This window comes from Streptomyces carminius (assembly GCF_002794255.1).
GTDB lineage: Bacteria > Actinomycetota > Actinomycetes > Streptomycetales > Streptomycetaceae > Streptomyces > Streptomyces carminius.
Genome location: NZ_PGGW01000058.1, coordinates 52,035 through 74,779, shown reverse-complemented (window position 1 = coordinate 74,779; position 22,745 = coordinate 52,035). Strand labels below are relative to the sequence as shown.

At 72.7% G+C, this 22,745-nt stretch carries 21 protein-coding genes; 18 read left to right on the top strand and 3 right to left on the bottom strand.

Features of this window, described 5'->3' with window-relative positions; translation table 11 throughout:
- Positions 1-15: 15 nt before the first annotated feature.
- The 6 genes from CUT44_RS17510 to CUT44_RS17485 all read left to right on the top strand — a co-directional run bounded on the left by CUT44_RS17510 (position 16) and on the right by CUT44_RS17485 (position 4,752).
- Complete coding sequence (locus tag CUT44_RS17510) at positions 16-483, top strand: hypothetical protein (protein ID WP_100202830.1); 468 nt, start codon at positions 16-18, stop codon at positions 481-483.
- Complete coding sequence (locus CUT44_RS17505; protein ID WP_332888272.1) at positions 434-1,141, top strand: flavoprotein; 708 nt, start codon at positions 434-436, stop codon at positions 1,139-1,141. The genes CUT44_RS17510 and CUT44_RS17505 overlap by 50 nt, the downstream gene beginning before the upstream one ends.
- A 321-nt stretch (positions 1,142-1,462) precedes the next feature.
- Positions 1,463-2,707 carry a helix-turn-helix domain-containing protein gene (locus tag CUT44_RS17500; RefSeq protein ID WP_100202828.1) on the top strand — a complete coding sequence of 415 codons (1,245 nt, stop codon included), beginning with the start codon at positions 1,463-1,465 and terminating at the stop codon, positions 2,705-2,707.
- 259 nt (positions 2,708-2,966) lie between these two features.
- Positions 2,967-3,398 carry a hypothetical protein gene (locus CUT44_RS17495; protein ID WP_100202827.1) on the top strand — a complete coding sequence of 144 codons (432 nt, stop codon included), beginning with the start codon at positions 2,967-2,969 and terminating at the stop codon, positions 3,396-3,398.
- On the top strand, positions 3,395-3,928 hold the full coding sequence (locus tag CUT44_RS17490) for a hypothetical protein (RefSeq protein ID WP_100202826.1): 534 nt from the start codon (positions 3,395-3,397) through the stop codon (positions 3,926-3,928). The genes CUT44_RS17495 and CUT44_RS17490 overlap by 4 nt, the downstream gene beginning before the upstream one ends.
- Positions 3,925-4,752 carry a helix-turn-helix domain-containing protein gene (locus tag CUT44_RS17485; protein WP_100202825.1) on the top strand — a complete coding sequence of 276 codons (828 nt, stop codon included), beginning with the start codon at positions 3,925-3,927 and terminating at the stop codon, positions 4,750-4,752. Before CUT44_RS17490 ends, CUT44_RS17485 begins: the two co-directional genes overlap by 4 nt.
- A gap of 69 nt (positions 4,753-4,821) precedes the next feature.
- Here the strand turns inward: CUT44_RS17485 and CUT44_RS17480 are convergent, their stop codons facing one another.
- Positions 4,822-6,729 (bottom strand): ABC transporter ATP-binding protein, encoded by a 1,908-nt coding sequence (locus tag CUT44_RS17480; protein ID WP_100202824.1) that lies wholly within the window; start codon positions 6,727-6,729, stop codon positions 4,822-4,824.
- A gap of 351 nt (positions 6,730-7,080) precedes the next feature.
- On the opposite strand from CUT44_RS17480, the gene CUT44_RS17475 reads away from it, so the two are divergent.
- Positions 7,081-7,455 (top strand): ArsR/SmtB family transcription factor, encoded by a 375-nt coding sequence (locus CUT44_RS17475; RefSeq protein WP_100202823.1) that lies wholly within the window; start codon positions 7,081-7,083, stop codon positions 7,453-7,455.
- 348 nt (positions 7,456-7,803) lie between these two features.
- Complete coding sequence (locus CUT44_RS17470; RefSeq protein WP_100202822.1) at positions 7,804-8,043, top strand: DUF397 domain-containing protein; 240 nt, start codon at positions 7,804-7,806, stop codon at positions 8,041-8,043.
- A gap of 4 nt (positions 8,044-8,047) precedes the next feature.
- Here the strand turns inward: CUT44_RS17470 and CUT44_RS17465 are convergent, their stop codons facing one another.
- Complete coding sequence (locus CUT44_RS17465) at positions 8,048-8,710, bottom strand: ATP-binding protein (protein WP_100202821.1); 663 nt, start codon at positions 8,708-8,710, stop codon at positions 8,048-8,050.
- Between the two features lie 354 nt (positions 8,711-9,064).
- On the opposite strand from CUT44_RS17465, the gene CUT44_RS17460 reads away from it, so the two are divergent.
- From CUT44_RS17460 to CUT44_RS17440, 5 genes are all read left to right on the top strand, one after another.
- Positions 9,065-9,904, top strand: coding sequence for a helix-turn-helix domain-containing protein (locus CUT44_RS17460; protein WP_100202820.1), 840 nt, complete (start codon positions 9,065-9,067; stop codon positions 9,902-9,904).
- Positions 9,905-10,253: 349 nt separating this feature from the next.
- Positions 10,254-10,817 carry a DinB family protein gene (locus CUT44_RS17455; protein ID WP_100202819.1) on the top strand — a complete coding sequence of 188 codons (564 nt, stop codon included), beginning with the start codon at positions 10,254-10,256 and terminating at the stop codon, positions 10,815-10,817.
- Between the two features lie 188 nt (positions 10,818-11,005).
- Entirely contained in the window at positions 11,006-12,223 is a 1,218-nt protein-coding gene (locus tag CUT44_RS17450; RefSeq protein WP_158239625.1) for an MFS transporter, read from the top strand.
- Positions 12,224-12,419: 196 nt separating this feature from the next.
- Entirely contained in the window at positions 12,420-13,046 is a 627-nt protein-coding gene (locus tag CUT44_RS17445; protein ID WP_100202817.1) for a PadR family transcriptional regulator, read from the top strand.
- A 203-nt stretch (positions 13,047-13,249) separates the two neighbouring features.
- Positions 13,250-14,929, top strand: a complete 1,680-nt coding sequence (locus CUT44_RS17440; RefSeq protein WP_100202816.1) for a threonine/serine exporter family protein — start codon at positions 13,250-13,252, stop codon at positions 14,927-14,929.
- 74 nt (positions 14,930-15,003) lie between these two features.
- On the opposite strand, the gene CUT44_RS17435 is transcribed toward CUT44_RS17440, so the two are convergent.
- Positions 15,004-15,501, bottom strand: a complete 498-nt coding sequence (locus CUT44_RS17435) for an inorganic diphosphatase (protein WP_100202815.1) — start codon at positions 15,499-15,501, stop codon at positions 15,004-15,006.
- Positions 15,502-15,624: 123 nt separating this feature from the next.
- On the opposite strand from CUT44_RS17435, the gene dacB reads away from it, so the two are divergent.
- The 5 genes from dacB (at position 15,625) to ftsH (ending at position 22,632) form a co-directional block, all read left to right on the top strand.
- Positions 15,625-17,115, top strand: coding sequence for a D-alanyl-D-alanine carboxypeptidase/D-alanyl-D-alanine endopeptidase (gene dacB / locus CUT44_RS17430; RefSeq protein ID WP_233221456.1), 1,491 nt, complete (start codon positions 15,625-15,627; stop codon positions 17,113-17,115).
- A gap of 186 nt (positions 17,116-17,301) precedes the next feature.
- Complete coding sequence (locus CUT44_RS17425; RefSeq protein WP_100202813.1) at positions 17,302-18,456, top strand: zinc-dependent metalloprotease; 1,155 nt, start codon at positions 17,302-17,304, stop codon at positions 18,454-18,456.
- A 154-nt stretch (positions 18,457-18,610) separates the two neighbouring features.
- Positions 18,611-19,714 carry a tRNA lysidine(34) synthetase TilS gene (tilS, locus tag CUT44_RS17420; RefSeq protein WP_100202812.1) on the top strand — a complete coding sequence of 368 codons (1,104 nt, stop codon included), beginning with the start codon at positions 18,611-18,613 and terminating at the stop codon, positions 19,712-19,714.
- Between the two features lie 36 nt (positions 19,715-19,750).
- Positions 19,751-20,290 (top strand): hypoxanthine phosphoribosyltransferase, encoded by a 540-nt coding sequence (gene hpt / locus CUT44_RS17415; RefSeq protein ID WP_100203037.1) that lies wholly within the window; start codon positions 19,751-19,753, stop codon positions 20,288-20,290.
- Positions 20,291-20,586: 296 nt separating this feature from the next.
- Positions 20,587-22,632 (top strand): ATP-dependent zinc metalloprotease FtsH, encoded by a 2,046-nt coding sequence (gene ftsH, locus CUT44_RS17410; protein ID WP_100202811.1) that lies wholly within the window; start codon positions 20,587-20,589, stop codon positions 22,630-22,632.
- Positions 22,633-22,745 lie beyond the last annotated feature (113 nt).

Sequence of the window (22,745 nt, the reverse complement as noted above, 5' to 3'; positions counted from 1 at the left end):
CAGGGGCGAAGGTCGATGGAGTACCTCAATCTCGATGCGCAGGTCGGTGACCTGTCAGGGGTCTTGGAACCGGCTCGCTACCTTGACCATCTGCCCTCGATCTCTGGTGATCTGCCGCCGGGTGCTCGGGCCTTCGCCACTGACACGGACCACTACGACTTCCAGAGCAGACGATGCGTCAAGGATCTGACGCCTAGGGCCGTCCGGAGCGCCGGCGGCGAGGAGATAGAGGTCGAATTCCAGCACAACTGCTGGAAGCATGACCACGACCTCGTCATTCGCTACACAGGGGTGTCCAGCTTCATCATCGATCCCACCGACGAGGACCGAGGGGCGGGCCTCGGGACTGTGATTCTCGACGAGATCCTGCCGCACAGGGACGGCTGCAGCCACGAGATCGCCTGCTGGGGCGGCACGCTCACCATTGTCTGCCGTGACCTCCAGGCGATCTGGACCGAGGCCGACTGCTCAAGCAAGTGGTGAGTGCGACAGTTTGTGGGGATTGTTGAGCGGCTGGTGCCGGAGGCGCCGTTTCATCCGAGGTATTCGTGATGGCTCAGCGGTGCAGGATGGTGCGGTGAGGACAGAAAAGCGCGGAGTTTTGGGAGTCGTCGGCACTGCGGCGGGGGGAGTCGAGACCCTGCGGACCGGTCTGGTCGAGCCCGCGATCGAGCGAGGCTGGCGGGTCGCAGTAACTCTGACACCGACGGCGGGGCAGTGGCTACGGGCGAACGGTGAGGCCGGGCGTCTGGAGAGGTTGACCGGATTGCCCGTCCGTGACCAGCCGCGTCTCAGCGGGGAGCCCCGGCCGCATCCGGTGGCCGACTGCTACGTCGTGGCTCCCGCGTCGGCCAACACGGTTGCGAAACTCGCGACCGGCGTGATGGACAACCAGGCATTGACGCAGGTGGGGGAGGCTATCGGCACCCTCGGCCTGCCCGTCGTCGTCTTCCCCCGTGTGAACGCGGCCCACGCCCGTCACCCCGCATGGCGGCGTCACATAGATGCTCTGCGTGCGGGAGGCGTCCACCTGGTCTACGGTTCGGACGTCTGGCCCCTGTACGAGCCCCGCGAAGGGCCGGCAGAGCGTGAGCTTCCGTGGTCGGCGGTACTGGAGGTTCTTGCGGAGGTGGCTGGGTAGCCCTCCCCGGCTTCCTGCTGCTCGGCTCCGGTGCCGCGCCTGGTCCGCCCACTGTTCTTGTCCTGTCCGGTGGGGCATTCGTCGACAATGAACGGGTTTCCTCCGGTCCATGTTCCGCGCCGTGCTCGGTTACGCCTGTTTGGAGCGTGCCGATTCCTGGCGACAACTGGGCGGTGGGTCACCCGTCAAGGCCCTGTGGGCTTTCCACGCGGCGGGATTGACCTGTAGAGGGACGCATCTCGCGCATTCGGGGGCGTACGGGTTCTTCCTGGCAGTACCGTTCTGAGCGTCGGGAACACAACCAGCACAGCGGAGGCCGGTATGCCCCGTGTCGATGACGAGCACATTGGAACTCGTGTACGGATCGCCCGCACTGCGGCTGGACTGACACAGCGGGAACTCGCCGATTTCCTGTCGCGGTCGGAGGTGTGGCTGGCGAACGTGGAGTCCGGGCGGGTCCCCTTGGACCGGTACAGCGTCATCACCGCTATCGCCGAGCGGTGTGACGTCGATGTGGTGTGGCTGCTGGGACAGCCCTACCGCCTCCAGCGGGAGGGCGGGAGCCTGGCGCACTCCTGTATCCCGGCTCTGCGTACGGCGATGCGCCGTACCAGTCTGATCCTGTCCGGGCACCCGGGGCTGGCTCCGCTGAGCGGGCCGGTGGACCTGACCGGAGTGCGGAAGACGCTGCGGAAAGCCAACACGGCGCGGCAGGCGGCGAATCTGCCGGAGGTGGCCCGCCTGCTGCCGCCGGTGGTCGAGGACCTGAACACCGCGTTGTTGAGCGCCGGGCCGGAGGAACGCGGGAAGGCGCTGCGGCTGGTGGTGGACGCCGCCCGTACGGCGCGCACCGCCCTGAACCTGCTGGGGTACCCGGACTTCGCCTGGTTCGCGTCGGAGGTGGCTGCCGGGGCGGCCTCCCGGCTGGACGACCCCTTGCTGAAAGCGGCGGTGGCATGGGACCGGTGCGGAGCGCTGCTGCACCAGGCGTCCATGTGGGAGACGGTGACGGTGGCGGAGGCGGCGCTGCGGGAGCTGGAACCGTACGCGGCGGCCCGTCGGCCGGAGCCGGCCGCACTGTCGTTGCGGGGCGCCCTGCAATTGCGGTGTGCCATCGCGTTCGCCCGCGGGCTGCGGAAGGACGATGCCTGGGCGCGGATCGACGCGGCGCTGGAGGACGCCGACAGGCTCGGGCCCGACTGGAACGACCTGGAGTCGCACACGGTGTTCGGGCGGGGGAACGTGCTGGTGCACGCGACGGAGGCGGGCGTGGAGGTGGACCAGCCGGATGTCGGGCTCACACGCGTGAAAGAGGTCGATCTCAAGGCGGTGCCGAGCAGGGAGCGCCGTACCCATCATGCGATCGACGAGGCACGGGCTCTTCATCAGCTGGGCCGCAACCCCGCGGCTGTGGTGAAGTTGCGCGAGGCGGCGCACGGAGCGCCTTATTACGTCTGCGGGCACCCCATGGCCCGTGCACTGGTGTCAGACCTGGTCAGGGTGGGGGTGCCCTCGCAGGCGGCGGCCCTGTCGGGGCTGGTGAAGAACATGGAGCTGGTGCACTGACGCCCCCTGGTCAACGACCCCTCAGATTCTGAGGGGTCGGCCGTTCCCTGAGGGATCACTCTCGGCGGAGTCACTTTCCGTGAGAACCTGATTACTTGGGGGTTTCGGCGTGCAGCCGATCAATACCCGTGATCCGCAGGCGGCCGTCCGCGTCTACAGCGGCATCCTGGGGTGGCCGATCGTGGTCGGCCATCGGTACCGGCCTCGGCGGGGGTGCACCTGCGAAAACCCCGGCTGTTCCGCGCCGGGAGCGCATCCCGTGCCCGGCCCGCTGGATGCCCTTCCCGCCGCGGAGGCCGCCGGGCGTCTGTCGCAAGCGCCCGGGGCGGCGCTCATCGCTCCCACGGCCGCCTTCGACGCGCTGGTGGTTCCCCGTCTGGTGGGCATGGCGGCGTTGGTCATGCTGGAGAGAGAGGCGCGGGTGCCGTGCATCGTCATGGGTGGGCGGGCCGTCCTCCTGGTGCTGTCCGGCACCGGCGGCGAAGCCGCTGCCGTCTCGGGCCGTCGGCCGGTGGAGGTGCGTACCGGGACGGGCGGATGGGTGGCACTGCCTCCCTCGCACGGAACCCGGTGGGACACCCCGCCATGGGCCGAGCCGGCCGCTGCCCCGCTGCGGCTCATGCACGGCCGGGACATCGGGTGCCGACTGGCCGAGGCGTTCCGGTGCCACGGAGCGGAGGGACTGCGGTGACCGGTCGGGCCGAGCCGCGCACCGGGGCGTACGGACCGGCCGGAGCCGGGGCCGGGGAGGCCGCCGCGCGGTGGCTGCTCGGCGCGGCACCGGACCGTGCCGCAGCCCGCGCGGAGTGGGAGACCCACGGGGTGGCGCTCCTGTGGTGCGGTGAGGTGTTCTCGGCGGTACGGCTCCCGGCGGCGCTGGTGTACGCGGCGACCGCCGCGCGGGAGCCCGGCGCCGTGGACGCCCGTCTGCGCGACGCGCTGTGCGGCGGGCCGGTGTTCGCCGGTGCCTACTGGCGGCGCTACTACGCCCTGGTCCGCGCCGGCGCGGAGCGGGAGTGGGCGTGGGAGCGGGACCGCACCGGCGCTGAGTGCCTGGGCGAGGGCACGCGACTGGGCGTGCCGCACCCGGACCTGACGGAGTGCCGGCCCGGCCGGGCCTACTGGTGCGTCCCGCCGCGGTGCCCCGGCCCGCTGTGCCCGCCCGCCGCCGTGTCCCGGTTCGTCGCGCTGGGGCGGCTGCTGCTCGGGGAGGGGGCATGACGGACGGGACGGACCGGATGGACCGGGCGTACGGGCTCGTGGACGGGGAGGCGGTCCTGCGCTGTGTCGGGAGACAGGTCAAGGCCCTGCGCAAGCGGAGTGGGCTGACCCAGGCCGAGCTGGGTCCGCGGATCGGTTACAGCGTCCACATGGTGGCGTCGGTGGAGACCGGGGTCCGGGTGCCGCGGCCGGACTTCCTGCGTGCGTCCGACGGGGTGCTGGGCTCGGACGGTGTCCTGGCCGCCGCGGTGGAGGTGGTGGAGGAGGTGCGCGCCGCGCGGCTGTACCGGGGCGGTCACGACGGGCAGCCGTCGCTCACCGCGTGGCACGCCTACGCCCCCGCGGCCGTTCCGGAGCCGCTGCGGACGGAGGACTACGCGCGCGCCGTCCTGCACGCGGCCCGTCCGCCGCTGGACGACGGGACGGTGGAGCGGGAGGCCGCCGCGCAGGCGGCGGCCGGTGAGCTGCTGGAGCGGCAGCCCCCGCCGCTGGTCACCTGCGTGCTGGAGGAGGCCGTCCTGCACCGCCCGTACGGGGGCCGGGAGGTGCTGTGCGGGCAGCTCGGACATCTGGTGGAACTGGCGCGGCGGCGGCATGTGGAGATCCAGGTGATGCCCACCGCGGTGGAGGGCCATCCCGGCGGGGCCGAGGGCGGTTTCACGGTGCTGGAGCCGGCCGGGGACCGGCTGACGGCGGTCCGGGCCGGGGACCGGATCATCACCCGGCGCGCTCAGGCGCGGGTGTGGCGGCAGCGGTACGGGGCGCTGCGCGCCCGGGCCCGTACGCCGGCCGAGTCCCTGGCGCTCCTGGAGTCCCTGGTCTGAGGGCCGGTGTTCCCGGCTTGTTCCCGCCGCCGTCCGGGACCGGTACCGGACGGCGGCGGGAACAGCGGCTCAGGACGCGGGCGCGGGCGCGGACGCGGCGGTGGTGCCCGGGGCGAACTGGGTGCGGTACAGCTCGCCGTAGCGGCCGTCGGCCGCCAGCAGCTCCTCGTGGGTGCCGCGCTCGATGATGCGTCCCCCCTCCACCACCAGGATCTGGTCGGCGGCCCGCACGGTGGACAGCCGGTGGGCGATCACCACCGAGGTGCGGCCGTGCAGCGCCTCGGCCAGCGCCTCCTGGACGGCGGCCTCGGAGGTGGAGTCCAGGTGCGCGGTGGCCTCGTCCAGGATCACCACCCGGGGCCGGGCCAGCAGCAGCCGGGCGATGGTCAGCCGCTGGCGCTCGCCGCCGGAGAGCCGGTAGCCGCGTTCGCCGACGACGGTGTCCAGTCCGTCGGGCAGGGAGGCGACCAGTTCCTCCAGCCGGGCGCGGCGCAGCACCTCCCACAGTTCCTCCTCGCCCGCGTCCGGCCGGGCGAAGCGGAGGTTGGCGCGGATGGTCTCGTGGAAGAGGTGGCCGTCCTGGGTGGCCATGCCGAGGACGGACCGCAGGGAGGCGAAGGACAGCTCGCGCACGTCCACGCCGCCGATCCGCACCGTGCCGCCGTCGGTGTCGTACAGCCGCGGCACGAGCTGGGCGATGGTGGACTTGCCCGCGCCCGAGGAGCCCACCAGGGCGACCATCTGCCCCGGCTCGGCGCGGAAGGAGACCTGGTGCAGCACCTGTTCGCCGCCGCGGCCGTCGAGCACGGCGACCTCCTCCAGGGAGGCCAGGGAGACCTTCTCGGCGGACGGGTAGGCGAAGTCCACCCTGTCGAACTCCACCGCCACCGGGCCGCCGGGCACCTCGCGGGCGTCCGGGCGCTCCTCGATCAGGGGCCGCAGATCCAGCACCTCGAAGACGCGCTGGAAGCTGACGAGCGCGCTCATCACCTCCACCCGGGCCCCGGCCAGGGCGGTCAGCGGGGCGTAGAGCCGGGTCAGCAGCAGGGCGAGGGCCACCACCGCGCCGGGGTCCAGGGCGCCGCTGAGGGCGAACCGGCCGCCGAGGCCGTAGACCAGGGCCAGGGCGAGGGCGGAGACGAGGGTCAGGGAGGTGAGGAAGACGTACTGGACCATCGCGGTGCGCACCCCGATGTCGCGGACCCGGCGGGCCCGTGCCGCGAACTCCGCCGACTCGTCCGCCGGGCGCCCGAACAGCTTGACCAGGGTGGCGCCGGGCGCGGAGAACCGCTCGGTCATCTGGGTGCTCATCGCCGCGTTGTGGTTCGCGGCCTCCCGGGAGAGCCGGGCCAGCCGGGTGCCCATCCGCCGCGCGGGCAGTACGAACACCGGCAGCAGCACCAGGGCGAGCAGGGTGATCTGCCAGGACAGCCGCACCATGACCGCCACCGTCAGCAGCAGGGTGACGGTGTTGCCGACCACCGAGGAGAGGGTGTTGCTGAAGGCCCGCTGGGCGCCGATGACGTCGTTGTTCAGCCGGCTGACCAGCGCGCCGGTGCGGGTGCGGGTGAAGAAGGCGATCGGCATCCGCTGGACGTGGTCGAAGACGGCCGTGCGCAGGTCCAGGATCAGGCCCTCGCCGATCCGGGACGACAGCCACCGGGCCAGCAGCCCGACGGCGGCCTCGGCCACCGCGATGCCCGCGATCAGCACGGCCAGCAGGACGACGGTGCCGGCCGCCCCCTCGGGCGCCGGCTGTTCGGCGATCACGTTCACCACCCGCCCGGCGAGCACCGGGGTGGCCACGGCCAGCAGCGCGGTGACGGTGCTGAGCAGCAGGAACAGGGTCAGCCGCCGCCGGTGCGGCCGGGCGAAGCCCGCGATGCGGCGCAGCGTCGCCCGGTCGAAGGGGCGCTGGTCCTGGGGTGCGTGGCGCGCCTGGTAGAGCGCGTTCCACGCGGCGGATTCCATACTCATGGCGGGTCCTCCGGTCCTCCGCGCCGACGTCCCGACGCTGACGACGACGGTAGAAGGTGAAGTCGGCTCGAGGTCAAGGGCGGGCGGTGCGGAGGGGGTGCCGCGAGGCGTCCCGGCCGCCTCCGCGCGGCACCCGCCGACCACCGTACGGCCCTTTGTCCAGGGGGCGTTCAGCCCACGGGACAGGGTTCCGCTTTCGGCATCGGCGGGGGATCATTCGGGTGACCACTGATTGACCACAGTTATCGACCACAGTTATCGACGCGGAGGCGGGCGGCCCGGAGCCGCTGACCGACGGTACCGGAATCCTCCTCCCCCTCCGCGCCCACCCGAGGGCTCTCTAGGGGGAACATGACTGCCATCGGCGTACCCGAGGACCGGCTCCGCGAGGACCGGATCCGCGAGGACCGGCTCTTCGCCGCGCTCGCCAACGCCACCCGGCGCGAGGTGCTGCGCCTGCTCCGCGTGGAGGGGCCACAGCCCGTGCAACGGCTGGCCGACCACTTCGACATGCGGCGCCCCAGCCTCTCGGAGCACCTGAAGGTGCTGCGGGAGGCCGGTCTGGTCAGCGAGCGGCGCATGGGGCGTGAGCGGCACTACCGGCTGGAGGCCGGTCCGCTCAGCGAGGTACAGGACTGGCTCAGCCCGTACGAGCGGTTCTGGGGCGAGGCGCTGGGAGAACTGCGCGACCTGCTCGACCGGGGGCCCGACGACCCGGTGGCATAGGGCACACCAGGTGGGCGGGCGGGAGCGGGTCCGGGGGCGGGGGCGCCGGGGCCCGGTTCCGTTTCGTCCGCCGGTCCGGCCGGCCGTGCTGTCCGGTTCCCGTCCCGTCCGGTCCCGACCGGTCCCTGTCCGGTTCGGCCGCGGGTGGCCCTGCCCCGGTCGCACGGTGCGCTCCGTACGGCCGCCGCCCGGTGGGGAACACTTCTCGACCCGTTGTCATGAACCCGTGACAGGCTGTCGTGCACGTGCATCTTCACGTGCATCCGCACATGAACGGAGTTATGATCCGAGGAAGTTGACCGTTCCAGTTACCCGACCGCACCCGACCGCACTGTCCGGGAGAGTCCGATGCCCCAGGCGTACAACGGCATGGCAGCCAGGGACCTCCACGGGGTCGTCTGGCAGAAGAGCAGACACAGCAACTCCCAGGGAGCGTGCGTGGAGTTCGCCAGACTGCCCGGTGGCGACGTGGCCGTCCGGAACTCGCGTTTCCCGGACGGCCCCGCACTGGTCTACACCCCCGCCGAGGTCGAGGCGATGCTCCTCGGCGTCAAGGACGGCGAGTTCGACCACCTCGTACAGGACTGACGCCTCAGCGCGCCCCGGGGTTGAGCCGGAACAGTGCCCAGACCACTTTTCCGGACGTCCCGGGCACGGATTCGGCCATCGGCTGCCAGCCCCAGCCGTCGCTGAAGGACTCGACGAGGAAGAGTCCGCGCCCGGACTCGGCCTCGGCGCCGATGCAGTCGGCGCAGTCGGCGTGCTCGGGGAATCCGGTGGCGGGTCCGGCGGCGTCCGGCGCGCCGGGCGTCCCGGGCACGTCCGCCGTGCCGTCGGCGGGATCGGGGCCGAGGAGGCCGGCCAGCTCCGCGAGCCCGGGCGTCCTGGCGACGGGCGCCTTCTCGCTGGGATCGCGCACGGCGCAGACCAGCCGGCCCGACCAGTGCATCAGGTGCAGCCTGATCGGCGGTTCCGGCCTGCCGGGCGCGGGCGCGGACCCCGGCGCGGGCGCGGCGTCGGACAGGCCGTGGCGCAGGGCGTTGGTGACCAGCTCCGAGACGACGAGGGCCACGTTGTCGAAGCACCCGGTCAGCCGCCAGCGCGTCAGCGTGCTCCGGGTGAACTCCCGGGCGGTCCGCACCGCCTCGTGACGGGGCGGCAGGACGCGGGAGGCCGAACCGGAGAGCGTGTCGGGGGCGAGCGGCGGGAAGTCATGCCATAACCGGTCGAGCACGGTCGGTCCTTCGGTCCCCATGGCGAGGCACTCCTGGCGATGCGGCGGTCATGGCCCTGGCGGACCCCGTCAGCGGTCTTCCGTTTCCTCTTCCGCTTCGTTGTGCTGGTGCGGTGGATCGTGCACATGCCCAAGTGCCCTGACTCTGTGTGCACTTGCGCTTTCCCCATGTTTCCCAATGCCCACAGCAGATGCAAGGGCAGATGCACGTGCACGCACGACTTTCGATTGTGTGTAACCGCGTGGGCACGCAACGGAGCGCATTAGTGGCACACTTCCTCCTGTGCCAGGGGTGGAGAGCTGATCACAACAGGAGTATTTCCGGTGAAAAACGGAGTGAACGGGGCAAACGGGACCGGCCGGTCAAGCGGGTCGATGGTGCGTCGCATTCTGCTCGGCTCTCAGCTGCGGCGACTCCGCGAGGCCCGCGGGATCACCCGTGAGGCCGCCGGATATTCCATCCGGGCCTCCGAATCCAAGATCAGCCGCATGGAGCTGGGGCGGGTGAGCTTCAAGTCGAGGGACATCGAGGACCTGCTCACGCTGTACGGCGTCACCGACAAGGCGGAGCGCGAGCCCCTGCTGGACCTGGCGCGGGAGTCCGGCGTGGCCGGCTGGTGGCACAGCTACAGCGACGTGCTGCCCAACTGGTTCCAGACGTACGTCGGCCTGGAGGGCGCCGCCTCCCACATCGGCGTCTACGAGGTGCAGTTCGTCTCCGGACTGCTCCAGACGGAGGACTACGCGCGCGCCGTCGTCACCAGCGGGCACCAGGAGGGGCTGTCGCGGGAGGAGATCGACCGGCGGGTCGCGCTGCGCCTGGAGCGGCAGAAGCTGCTCCTGTCCGAGCGGGCGCCGCGCTTCCGCTGCGTGCTGGACGAGGCGGCGCTGCGCCGCCCGTACGGCGGTCACGGGGTCATGGACGCCCAGTTGCGGCATCTGACGGAGCTCTCCGAGCTGCCCCATGTCACGCTCCAGGTGATGCCGTTCGACACCGGCGGCCACCCGGCCGAGAGCGGGGCGTTCACCCTGCTGCGCTTCCCCGAGTCGGAGATCTCCGACATCGTCTACCTGGAGCACCTCACCGGTGCCCTCTACGTGGACAAGCCGGACGAGGTGGCCCAGTACGAGACGGTGCTCGACCGGCTTCTGGAGGACAGCCTCCCGCCCGTGAAGACCCGGGACCTCCTCCACCGCATCCGGCAGACCCTCTGACGCGCCGCCGGGCACCGGCCCGCCGCAGCCGCTTCAGCCTCCGCCTCCGCCTCAACCTCCGCCTCCGGTGACCTCCGCACGGCGGTGAGCGGCCGGACCGGCCGGTCCGCCGTACGGCGCGGCTCCCGTACGGCGCGGCTCCGCGGAACCTCCCGCCCGGCACGCCGCCGGGCCGCCCCGCGCCCCTGTCTCCCCGTGCCCCTGCGCCCCGCCGGCGCGGCGCGCTCCGGCGCGTTTCTTCCGGCTTTCTTCCCGCCGTGTCCCTTGAGGACAGTAGTCGTCCGCAAGGGTGCATAGCGTGTGAGTCGTCGGAGAGAACGGCCCGCCTGTGAACCCGAGGAGACCCGAGATGCCTGTTGTCGTCCCCACCGAAGCCCCCGGCGACGAGCGCGGTGCCCTGCTGGCGTACCTGGAGGCCCAGCGCGAGGGCATCCGCCGCGCCCTGCACGGTCTCACCGAGGAGCAGGCCCGCAGCAGGCCGAGCGCGAGCGAGCTCTCGGTGGCCGGGGTGCTCAAGCACGTCACGGTGGTCGAGCGCGGCACGCTGCAGACGATGCGCGGCGAGCCCCTCGACATCCGGGAGCGGGCGAAGGAGTGGGAGACCAGCTTCCTCCCCGGCGGGGAGGAGACGATCGGGTTCCTGCTGGCCCGCTCCGAGGAGGTGGCCCGCGAGACCGAGGCGGCGGTACGGGCGCTGCCCTCGCTCGACGTCACCTTCACCGCCCCGAAGGTCCCCTGGGACGAGGGCGGGGAGCGCTCCTGGCGCTGGGGCCTGCTCCACCTGATCGAGGAGACCGCCCGGCACGCCGGGCACGCGGACGTCATCCGCGAGTCGATCGACGGCAAGGGCGCCTTCGACCTGGTCTTCGAGACGGGCGCGATGCCGGAGCCGGACTGGTCCGTCATGGAGTGAGAAGCCGTTTCCGGCCCGGTCGTCCGGCGGCCGGGGCGGTGCCTCGTCGTGGCGCCCCGGGCCGCCGGCCATTGAGATCGGTCCGGTGCGGCCGTAAGGTCTGGACGTGTCAGCTGCCGTCGTGAATGACGGCGGATCATGGGGAGTCCGGCTCCCGGGTGGGTGGGCCTGCCGGAAAGGCATGTCCCATGCAGGGCTATCTCGATGTCCTGAAAACCTCCGACCTCCGTGTCCCGCTCCTTGCCACGGTGCTCGGCGCGCTCCCCGTCGGCATGCTGGGCCTGGGCCTGTTGCTGTACGTACATCAGCTGACCGGCTCGCTCGCCGTCGGCGGCCTGGCGGCGGCGGCGTTCGGCCTGGGCAACGCCGCCGGGATGGCGGCGCAGGGGCGGCTCATCGACCGCTACGGCCAGACGAGGATCCTCGCGCCCGCGGGCACGGCCTGCGCGGCCTGGGGCGTCCTGCTGGTTGCCGCCGCGCCCGCTGTGGACTGGCGGGGGTTCGCCGTCGCGGCCAGCGCCGGGGCGGGGTCCTGTATTCCTGCGACCACCGGCAGCATGAGGGTGCTGCTGGCCGAACTGGTCCGGGGAGCCGGGGCCCGCACGGCCGGATACGCGCTGCTGGCCGTGCTGTTCCAGCTCGCGCTGCTGACCGGGCCGCTGGTCACGTCGCTGCTGCTGGTGTCGGCGGGGCCGGGTGCGGCCGTGGTGACGGGCGGCTTCCTGGCCGGAGGGGCGGGGCTGCTCTTCGCCACGACGAGAGCTTCGCGGAACTGGCGCCCCCTGCGGACCTCCTCCGCCTGGTACGACGGTGTCCGCGGGAACGCCGGCCTGACCGTCCTGCTGTTGATCGTGGCAGGAGCGGGACTCTCGGCCGGCATCGTCGCCGTCGCCGTGCCGGCCGCCGCCCTGGCACTGGGCACCGCCGCGGACAGCGGGGTACTGATCGCGATGGTCTCGGCCGGAGAGATCATCGCGGGGCTGGTCTTCGGGGCCCGCCCGTGGCGCTGGTCACCGGCCCGGCTGCTGCTCGCGGCCCTGGCGGGCTCGGCCGTGGCGGCCGGCCTGGCGGCGTGGGCCGCGAGCAGTCTCGCGCTGCTGTTGCCCGCGCTGTTCCTGGTGGGCACGTGCGCCGGCCCGTCCGCCATCGCCTCCTCCGCACTGCTGGACACACTGGTTTCCCGGGCCGCGCTGACCAGGTCGTACACCCTGATGGTGAGCGTCTGGCTGGTGGGCATCGCGCTGGGCAACGCAGTGGGCGGGGCCATCACGGAGAGTCTTGGGCACCGCCAGGCGTTCGCGCTCGGTGCCTGCTGGCTGGCCGTCCTTCTGACCGTGGGGACACTGCTCCGCCGCGCTCTTGAGACTGCCCCCGACGCCCTGGAGAAGACGGGGGTGACTCCCTGAGCGAACGCCCCGCCCCGGCGGGGGTGTTCGATCCCCGGGACCGGAACGCCCTCCGTCCCGGCCGCCGCGGGGGCGCCCCCGCGCCCGTACGCCGTGCCCGTCGCCGCCCGGATACGCTGGGCGGCGACGGGCACGGCGCGTTGTCGGCGCCGTACGCGGAACAGGGCGGAACAGGGCGGAACGGGAGAGGACGACGGTGTCGGCGATCAGGTTGCTGGTGCTGGGCGCGGTCCGCCAGCACGGCCGCGCGCACGGCTACCAGGTCCGCAACGACCTGGAGTTCTGGGGCGCGCACGAGTGGTCCAACGCCAAACCGGGCTCCATCTACCACGCGCTCAAGCAGCTGGCCAAACAGGGCCTGCTGCACACCCGCGGCACCGGGCCCAGCACGGCCGGCGGCCCGCCGCGCACCGAGTACGAGCTGACGGACGCCGGAGAGGCGGAGTTCTTCCGGTTGCTGCGCTGGGCGCTGACGGCGCACGACGAGAAACCCGACGTGCTCACGGCAGGCGTGGGCTTCCTCGTGGACCTGCCGCGCGACGAGGCGATCACCCTCCTCGAACAGCGGGTCAAGGCCCTGGAGGAGTGGAGCCGGGAGGTCGAACGCCACTGGACCCCGTCCGCCGCCCCGGAGGAGTGGGGCCACATCGGCGAGATCATGAAGCTGTGGGTGCACACCGCCGTCAGCGGCGCGGAGTGGACCCGCGGCCTGGTCCGGCGCCTGCGGGACGGCGCGTACGTGATGGCCGGTGAGGGCGAGCGGTCGGTCGAGGTACTGCCCGAGGGGACGCCGAACCCGTACGCCGAACGGCCGCCCGGCTGACCGTTCCCGGGCCGCCGTTCCGAGTCGCCGCCCCGCGCCCGCCGTTCCGCGCCCGCCCCCTGTGCGCACATCACACCGCCCCTGCCTTCCGTACCGGCGGCGCGGACCTATGCTCGCAGGTGGAACCGGACATCTCCGGCGACAGGACGGGAACCGCGAGGCCGTACGACGGCCGGCCGACGGCATGAGGAGCGGACAGCAGCGTGACCGGGTACACCCCGCGGAACAGCGGTACGACCGAGACGACCCGCCCGGAGGAGCACCGTTTCGACCGGCGCCGGTCCCCGTCGGAGGAGACGGGAACGCACAGCGCCTTCGCCCCGCCCGAGGGCGTCCCGCTGCCGCCCCCGCAGCCCGAGGACGAACACCCCACGTCGGAGTTCGCCGTCCCCGAGGGGCTGCGCAGGCAGGCACAGTACGAGCCCGGCGTCGCCTTCACCCCGCCCGAGGGCATCCCCGCGCTCCCCGGCCTGATGCGGCCGGGGACGCCCTGGCAGGACCGGATGCGCACCATGGTGCGGCTGCCGCTGGGCGAGCGCCCGGTGCCCGAGCGGCCCCGGCGCACCGACGAGGAGGACGCCGAGACCGGCCCGGCCCCGCCGCGCGTCCTGGACCTGACGCTGCGGATCGGCGAACTGCTGCTCGCGGGCGGGGAGGGCGCCGAGGACGTCGAGGCGGCGATGTTCGGCGTGACGCACGCGTACGGCCTGGACCGCTGCGAGCCCACCGTCACCTTCACCCTGCTGACGGTCACCTACCAGCCCTCGCTCGTGGACGACCCCGTCTCGCTGAGCCGCACGGTGCGCCGCCGCGGCACCGACTACACCCGGCTGGCGGCCGTCTACCGGCTGGTGGACGACATCACCGGTGACGGGGTGACGCTGGAGGAGGCGTACGGCCGGCTCGCCGAGATCCGCCGCAACCGCCACCCGTTCTCCAAGAAGACCCTCACCGTCGCCAGCGGCCTGCTGGCCGGCGCGGCGTCCACCCTGGTCGGCGGCGGCTGGCTGGTCTTCTTCCTGGCGGCGGCCGGCGCGATGCTCGGCGACCGGCTCGCCTGGTTCTTCGCCAAGCGCGGACTGCCGGAGTTCTACCAGTTCGTGGCGGCGGCGATGCCGCCCGCGGCGATCGGGGTGGCGGTCGCGCTGTTCGCGCCGGACCTCGGCCTGAGCATCAGGGCGTCCGCGGTCGTCACCGGCGGCCTGTTCCCGCTGATCCCGGGACGGGCCCTGGTGGCGGCCGTCCACGACGGGCTGACCGGTTTCTACATCACCGCCTCGGCCCGGCTGCTGGAGGTGGTCTACCTGGTCGTCGGCATCGTGTGCGGGGTGCTGCTGGTGCTGTACATCGGCTCCGAGCTGGGCGCCGAGTTCAACCCCGAGGGGCTGGACCTGCACAGCCGGCCGCCCCTCCAGCTCGCGGCGGCGATGCTGCTGGCGCTGACGTTCTGCGTACTGCTCCAGCAGGAACGTTCGACCGTGCTGCTCGCCACCCTCAACGGCGGCGTGGCCTGGCTGGTGTACGGGGCGATGGCCGACGTCGGCGGCATCGACCCGGTGGCGGCGACCGCGGCGGCGGCCGGCCTGGTGGGCCTGTTCGGACAGCTGATGTCGCGCTACCAGTTCGTCTCGGCGCTGCCGTACATCACGGCGTCGATCGGCCCGCTGCTGCCCGGTAGCGCCATCTACTTCGGGCTGCTCGGCATCGCGCAGGGCCATCTGAACGACGGCATCGCCAACCTCTCCCGGGCCGCCGCCCTGGCCCTGGCCATCGCCATCGGCGTCAACCTGGGCAACGAGCTGGCCCGGCTGTTCATCAAGGCCCCGGGCCGGGAGACCCCGCTGCCGGGCCGCCGCGCGGCGAAGCGCACCCGCGGCTTCTGAGGGCCGTGACACGCGCGCGGCGGGCCGCCCCCGTCACGGGGGCGGCCCGCCGCGCGCGGTGCGGGGCAGGGGCGTCAGTGGTGGCCGCCGCCCGACGCCTCCAGGCGCTTGACCGAGGCCTCGACCTCCGCCTCGGCGTCGGCGCGGCCGACCCAGTTGGCGCCCTCGACCGACTTGCCGGGCTCCAGGTCCTTGTAGACCTCGAAGAAGTGCTGGATCTCCAGCCGGTCGAACTCGCTCACGTGGTGGATGTCGCGCAGGTGCTCCACCCGCGGGTCGGACGCGGGCACGCACAGCAGCTTGTCGTCGCCGCCGGCCTCGTCCGTCATGCGGAACATGCCGATCGCCCGGCACTTGATGATGCAGCCGGGGAAGGTGGGCTCCTCCAGCAGCACCAGGGCGTCCAGAGGGTCTCCGTCCTCACCCAGGGTGTTGTCGACGAAGCCGTAGTCGGCCGGGTACACGGTCGAGGTGAACAGGTGCCGGTCGAGCCGGATGCGACCGGTCTCGTGGTCCACCTCGTACTTGTTCCGCGAACCCTTCGGGATCTCGATGACGACGTCGAACTCCAAGGGAGACTCCTCCGTGTGCTTCAGTCCTCGCCGGGGCCGCGGGGGCTCTCCCCCTGAGACCGGCGGTGTGGTGGTTAAGTGTCCCTCACGCAGGTGTGTGGGCGCGAAAGGGGCTGGTCCGAGGTGCGGGACACATGGCTGGTGGCGATCGGTTCCGCCGCCGTCGGACTGGCGGTCGCGCTGTCGGCGGTGGCCGTCGCGGGACCGTGGGACTCCGGCCAGCGTACGGCCGAGCGGGTGCGCGCCGCCGACCGGGACCGGCACAGTGGCGCGGAGCACACCGACGGCCGTCCCGGCACCGCGCCCGGCGCCGCGGCGGTGCTGACCGCGCTGGGCACCGGCCGGGGCGGGGGACGGGACGCCGCCGGGCCGGACGACCCCGCCGCGCCGGGCTCCGCCGCCGCCCCCGTGCCCGCCCGTCTCGCCGCCGTCCTGGACCCGCTGCTGGAGAGGGACGTCCTGGGCACGGTCCGTACGGCCGCCGTGGTGGACGTGGCGACCGGACGGCAGCTCTACGGCTCGGAGGCGGACCGGGCCGTCACGCCCGCCTCCACCATCAAGATCGCCACCGCGGTCGCCGCGCTGTCGGCGGCCGGTCCGGACCACCGGATCGCCACCCGGGTGGTGTGGGACGCGGCGGAGCGGCGGATCGTGCTGGTCGGCGGCGGGGACCCGACGCTGACCGGTGCGCAGCTGCGGCGGCTGGCCGGCGCCACCGCCCGGGAACTGGCGGAACGCGGCGCGGGAAGGAGCGGGGCGGACGGGAAGGACGGGAAGGACGGAGCGGAGATCACCCTGGCCTACGACACCTCGCTCTACACCGGCCCGGTCCGCCATCCGATCGGGGTGAACGACAACATCGCGCCGGTCGTCCCGCTGATGGTGGACGAGGGGCGGCTGGACGACAGCACCGCCGGGCCCGCCCCGCGCTCGGCCGACCCGGCCGGCGACGCCGCCCGGGCCTTCGCCGACCGGCTGCGCGAACTCGGAGTCCTCGGGGGTGACGCCGCCCGGCCCGCCGTGGCGGGCCGGGCCCCGGCGGGCGCCGAGGAGCTGGCCGTCCACCGGTCCGCGACGCTGGCGGAGCTGACCGAGCGGATGCTGACGCACAGCGACAACGACATCGCCGAGGCGCTCGCCCGGCTCACCGCCGCCGAGCGCGGCGAGCCCGCGAGCTTCGCCGGGGCCGGGCGCGCGGTGCGGGCGCAGCTCGCGGAACTGGGGCTGCGTCCGGCGGGGGCGCGCTTCGCGGACGGCAGCGGGCTCGACCGGGACGGCCGGATCTCCGCCGGGCTGCTGGCCCGGCTGCTCGCGCTGGCCGCCGAGCCCGGCCGGCCCGGGCTGCGGCCGGCGCTGACCGGGCTGCCCGTGGCGGGTTTCAACGGCACGCTCGGCGGTCGCTACGACGGTGCCGGCACCCGCGGCGGCGCGGGTCTGGTCCGCGCCAAGACCGGCACGCTGACCGGGGTCAACACGCTGGCGGGCACGGTGGTGGACGCCGACGGCAGACTGCTGGCCTTCGCCTTCCTGGCCTCGGGCACCACCGACCGCCAGGGGGCCCACACCGCCCTGGACCGTCTCGCCGCGGCCGTCGCCGCCTGTGGCTGCCGCTGACGCCGGCCCACCGGCACGCACCGCGGCGGCCGGATGCCGGCGGTGACGGACACCGCCGGGGCCGCCGGGCTTTACGACCGGGCCCCGGCGGGCACCCGGGAGCGGAGCCGGTCCGGACCCGGCGTCCCCTGTAGTCGTCCCCCCGTCGTCCTCCCGTCCGGCGGCGACGGCACGTACGGTGAAGCTATGACGAGCCTCGGTGGTGTGGAGATGGTCGACTGGAATCTCGCGGTGGCGACCGCGACCCGGCTCGTGAAGCCGGGGCCCGAAGTGAGCCGGGACGAGGCGCGCGAGGCCGTGGCCGAGCTGCGGCGGCACGCGGCGGCGTCCGAGGAGCACGTACGCGGCTTCACCCGGCTGTCACCGGCCGACGGTGCCGGTGACACCCCCGTACTCGTCGTGGACCGGCCCGGCTGGATCCGGGCCAATGTGGCGGGCTTCCGCGAGCTGCTGTCGCCGCTGCTGGGCAAGATGCAGGAGCGGCGCGCGGGCGGGCCGGGCGGCGCGGTGCTCGGAGTGGTCGGCGGCAAGGTGACCGGTGTGGAGGTCGGCATGCTGCTGTCGTTCATGGCCTCGCGCGTCCTGGGCCAGTACGAGACCTTCGCCCCGCCCACCCCCGACCTGCCGGGCACCCCGGGCGCGGGCGGCGGGCGGCTGCTGCTGGTCGCGCCGAACGTCGTGCACGTGGAGCGCGAGCTGGACGTCGACCCGCACGACTTCCGGCTGTGGGTGTGCCTCCACGAGGAGACGCACCGCACCCAGTTCTCGGCCGTGCCCTGGCTGCGCGACCACATCGAGGCGGAGATCCACTCCTTCCTCGGGGAGACCGACATGGACCCCTCCACGCTGCTGGAGCGGCTGCGCGAGGCCGTCCAGTCGCTGGCCGGGGGCGGGAAACCCTGGACGGCGGGGACGGAGAAGGAGGAGGCGGAGGCGGACGGCGAGGGCCGCAGCTTCGTCGAGCTGGTGCAGACGCCCGCCCAGCGCGAGGTGCTCGGCCGGCTGACCGCCGTGATGTCGCTGCTGGAGGGGCACGCGGACTACGTGATGGACGGGGTCGGCCCCCAGGTGGTGCCGAGCGTGGCCGAGATCCGGGAGAAGTTCCAGAAGCGCCGCGCGGCCGGGGCCGGCCGGCTCGACCAGGCACTGCGCAGGCTGCTGGGACTCGACGCCAAGCTGCGCCAGTACCGCGACGGCGAGCGGTTCGTCCGCGCGGTCGTGAACGAGGTCGGGATGGAGGGCTTCAACAAGGTGTGGACCTCCCCGAACACCCTGCCCACCAAGGGGGAGATCGCCAAACCGGCGGACTGGGTCGCGAGGGTGCACCGGAAAACGGACTGATGACCGCCGAACGCCCGCACAATCACTCTTCCGAGGGACCGTGAGCCGTGGGTGCGCGTGCGATGCTCAGGAAGACCACTCTTCTCTGTCACCATCTACGCACACTGTGTAGTCACAGTGGCCATCCACCCCCCTCCCGAGGAAGTGAACGGACATGGGTCCCCACCCCGCGGTCGCGGCGATACGCCTGGCGGTTCGCCGCACACTCCACGAGATCCTCCGCGAGGCCCGCGGAGACGTTCCCGGCGCCGGGCTCCCCCCGCTGGTGCTCGTCGCCTGCTCCGGGGGAGCCGACTCGACGGCGCTCGCCTCCGCCCTCGCCTTCGAGGCCCCCCGCCTCGGCCTGCGAGCCGGCGGCGTCACCGTGGACCACGCCCTGCAGCCCGGCTCCGACGAGCGGGCCCGCGAGGTCGTCTCCCGTCTCACCGCCCTCCACCTCGAACCGGCCGAGGCCCTCACCGTGACCGTCGGCCGCGACGGAGGCCCCGAGGCCGCCGCCCGCACCGCCCGTTACACCGCCCTCGACGAGGCCGCCGAACGGCACGGTGCCCTCGCCGTCCTCCTCGGCCACACCCGCGACGACCAGGCCGAGACGGTCCTGCTCGGACTCGCCCGTGGATCCGGCACCCGCTCGCTGGCCGGGATGGCGGCCGTCTCCGGTTCACCGGCCGGCCGCCCGGCCGCCCGGCGCCGCTACCGGCGGCCGTTCCTCGCCCTCGACCGGCAGACCACCCGCAAGGCGTGCATGGTCCAGTCGCTGCCCGTCTGGGACGACCCGCACAACGCCGATCCGGCCTTCACCCGCTCCCGGGTGCGCCACGACGCCCTGCCCGCGCTGGAGAAGGCGCTCGGCAAGGGCGTGGTGGAGGCCCTGGCCCGCACCGCCCAGCTCTCGCGCGACGACGCCGACGCGCTGGACGCCTGGGCGCGCGAGGCCGAGCTCTCGGCCCGTACGGCCGCCCCCGCGGCGGTGGAGGGCGCCACCGGCACCGGCACCGCCCCCGGCGCGGGCACCGGCACGGGCGGGACGGTGGCGTTCGACGTCGCCCGGCTCCGCGCCCTGCCGCCCGCCGTACGCCGCCGGGTGCTGCGCCGGGGGGCCGTCGCGGCGGGGTCCCCGGCGGGTTCGCTGTTCGCCCGCCACATCGAGGAGATGGACCGGCTGGTCACGGACTGGCACGGCCAGCGGGCGCTCAACCTGCCCGGCCGGGTGGCCGCCCGGCGGCAGGGTGGCACACTGGTCGTCCGGCAAGTGTGAACCTCGACCGAGAGCGGCAGGGTGGACGAGAAGGACATGGGCACCGACCTGAAGTCGGTGCTCGTCACCAAGGAAGAGATCGACGCGAAGCTGGCCGAGCTGGCCGCTCGGATCGACGCGGAGTACGCGGGCAGGGACCTTCTCCTGGTCGGGGTCCTCAAGGGCGCGGTGATGGTCATGGCCGACCTCGCCCGCGCCCTGTCCACACCGGTCACCATGGACTGGATGGCGGTGTCGTCCTACGGCGCGGGCACCCAGTCCTCCGGCGTGGTCCGCATCCTCAAGGACCTGGACACCGACATCCAGGGCAGGCACGTACTGATCGTCGAGGACATCATCGACTCCGGCCTGACGCTGTCCTGGCTGCTGTCGAACCTCGGTTCGCGCGGGCCCGCGTCGCTGAACGTGTGCACCCTGCTGCGGAAGCCGGACGCCGCGAAGGTGGCGATCGACGTGAAGTGGGTCGGCTTCGACATCCCCAACGAGTTCGTCGTCGGCTACGGCCTGGACTACGCGGAGAAGTACCGCAACCTGCCCTTCGTGGGGACGCTGGCACCCCATGTCTACGGCGGCTGACGCCCCGGACGCCGGGCGGCCGCGGGGCGTCCGAATGTCCCCGCGGCCGCCCGGGAACGCGGGGAGGGTGCTCGGCGTTGTAACCAATGGGCGGGATTGTTCACAGCCCCTCAGGCGCCGCAAGGCCGTGCTTCGGGCGGCAGTGCTGGGGTACCGTCCGAAGGTCGGTCTGTTGATGCAGTCTGTTCGTAGGCCGAGCCGAGCCGAGTAATACACCGTACGCACGGCGACCTCCCCCCGGGATCGCCGTGCCTCAACTGTGGCAGGAGGGACGGGGCGCACGCCGCCCCGTGTGGATGGACGTGAAGCGCTACTTCCGTGGTCCCATCATGTGGATCGTGCTGGCCGCCCTCGCCGTGGTCGTGTTGATGAACGTCGTCGGCTCGTCCGGCGGCTACAAGACGGTGGACACCGGCCAGGTCGTACAGGCGATCAGCAAGAACCAGGTCAAGTCCGCCGAGCTGACCACCGGCGACGAGCAGACCGTCAAGATCGAACTCAAGGGCGACACCGAGATCGAGGGCGGCAACAAGGTCCAGGCCAGCTACATCGACGAGCAGGGCTTCAACCTGGCCCAGCAGTTGCAGTCCAAGTACCAGGAGGGGCAGATCCCCGAGGGGTACACCGTCTCGCCGCAGGAGCAGAACGCCTTCGTCGGGATGCTGCTCTCCCTGCTGCCGTTCGTGCTGATCGTCGTCGTCTTCCTGTTCCTGATGAACCAGATGCAGGGCGGCGGCTCCCGGGTGATGAACTTCGGGAAGTCGAAGGCGAAGCTGATCACCAAGGACACCCCCAAGACGACCTTCACGGACGTCGCGGGTTCCGACGAGGCGGTCGAGGAGCTCCACGAGATCAAGGAGTTCCTCCAGGAGCCCGCCAAGTTCCAGGCCGTCGGGGCGAAGATCCCCAAGGGCGTGCTGCTGTACGGCCCCCCCGGCACCGGCAAGACGCTGCTGGCGCGTGCCGTCGCGGGCGAGGCCGGGGTGCCGTTCTACTCGATCTCCGGCTCCGACTTCGTGGAGATGTTCGTCGGTGTCGGCGCCTCCCGGGTCCGTGACCTGTTCGAGCAGGCCAAGGCGAACGCCCCGGCGATCGTCTTCGTCGACGAGATCGACGCCGTCGGCCGCCACCGCGGCGCCGGCATGGGCGGTGGCCACGACGAGCGCGAGCAGACGCTGAACCAGCTGCTGGTCGAGATGGACGGCTTCGACGTCAAGGGCGGGGTCATCCTGATCGCCGCCACCAACCGGCCGGACATCCTCGACCCGGCGCTGCTGCGCCCGGGCCGCTTCGACCGGCAGATCGCGGTGGACCGCCCCGACATGCAGGGCCGGCTGGAGATCCTCAAGGTCCACGCCAAGGGCAAGCCGATGGAGCCCGACGTCGACCTGAGCGCGGTGGCCCGCCGCACCCCCGGCTTCACCGGTGCCGACCTGGCCAACGTGCTCAACGAGGCCGCGCTGCTCACCGCGCGCAGCGACCGGAAGCTGGTCGACAACAAGTTCCTGGACGAGGCGATCGACCGCGTCGTGGCCGGACCGCAGAAGCGGACCCGGATCATGAGCGACAAGGAGAAGAAGATCACCGCGTACCACGAGGGCGGACACGCCCTGGTGGCGGCGGCCCTGCCGAACTCCGACCCCGTCCACAAGATCACGATCCTGTCGCGCGGCCGGGCACTGGGCTACACGATGGTCCTGCCCGAGGAGGACAAGTACTCCACCACGCGCAACGAGATGCTCGACCAGCTCGCGTACATGCTGGGCGGGCGCGCGGCCGAGGAACTGGTCTTCCACGACCCGACCACGGGCGCCGCCAACGACATCGAGAAGGCCACCGCCACCGCCCGTGCCATGGTCACGCAGTACGGCATGACCGAGCGGCTGGGTGCGATCAAGTTCGGCTCCGACAGCTCCGAGCCCTTCCTGGGCAAGGACATGGGCCACCAGCGCGACTACTCCGAGGAGGTCGCCGGGCTGGTGGACGAGGAGGTCAAGAAGCTGATCGAGACCGCGCACAACGAGGCGTGGGAGATCCTCGTCGAGAACCGGGACGTCCTGGACAACCTGGTGCTGGCCCTGCTGGAGAAGGAGACCCTCGGCAAGGAGGAGATCGCCGAGATCTTCCGCCCGGTCGTCAAGCGTCCCTTCCGTCCCGCCTGGACGGGCTCCGCGCGCCGGACGCCCTCGACCCGGCCGCCGGTCTCCACACCCAAGGAGCTGGCCCTGGCCAACGGCTCGTCGTCCGTCCCGGAGAAGGGCAAGGAGATCGGCCCGACCGACACGGCACTGGCCAAGGAGGACCCGGCCCGGCGGGCTCAGGAGCCCCGTCCCGAGGACTGAACCCGGGCCCGTGAGTGACGGGAGCCACCACGGCTCCCGGAATGCCGTACCGCGCCCCTCCGGTTTACTGACCGGAGGGGCGCGCCGTATTCCCGCCGCGCAGGCACGAGAAA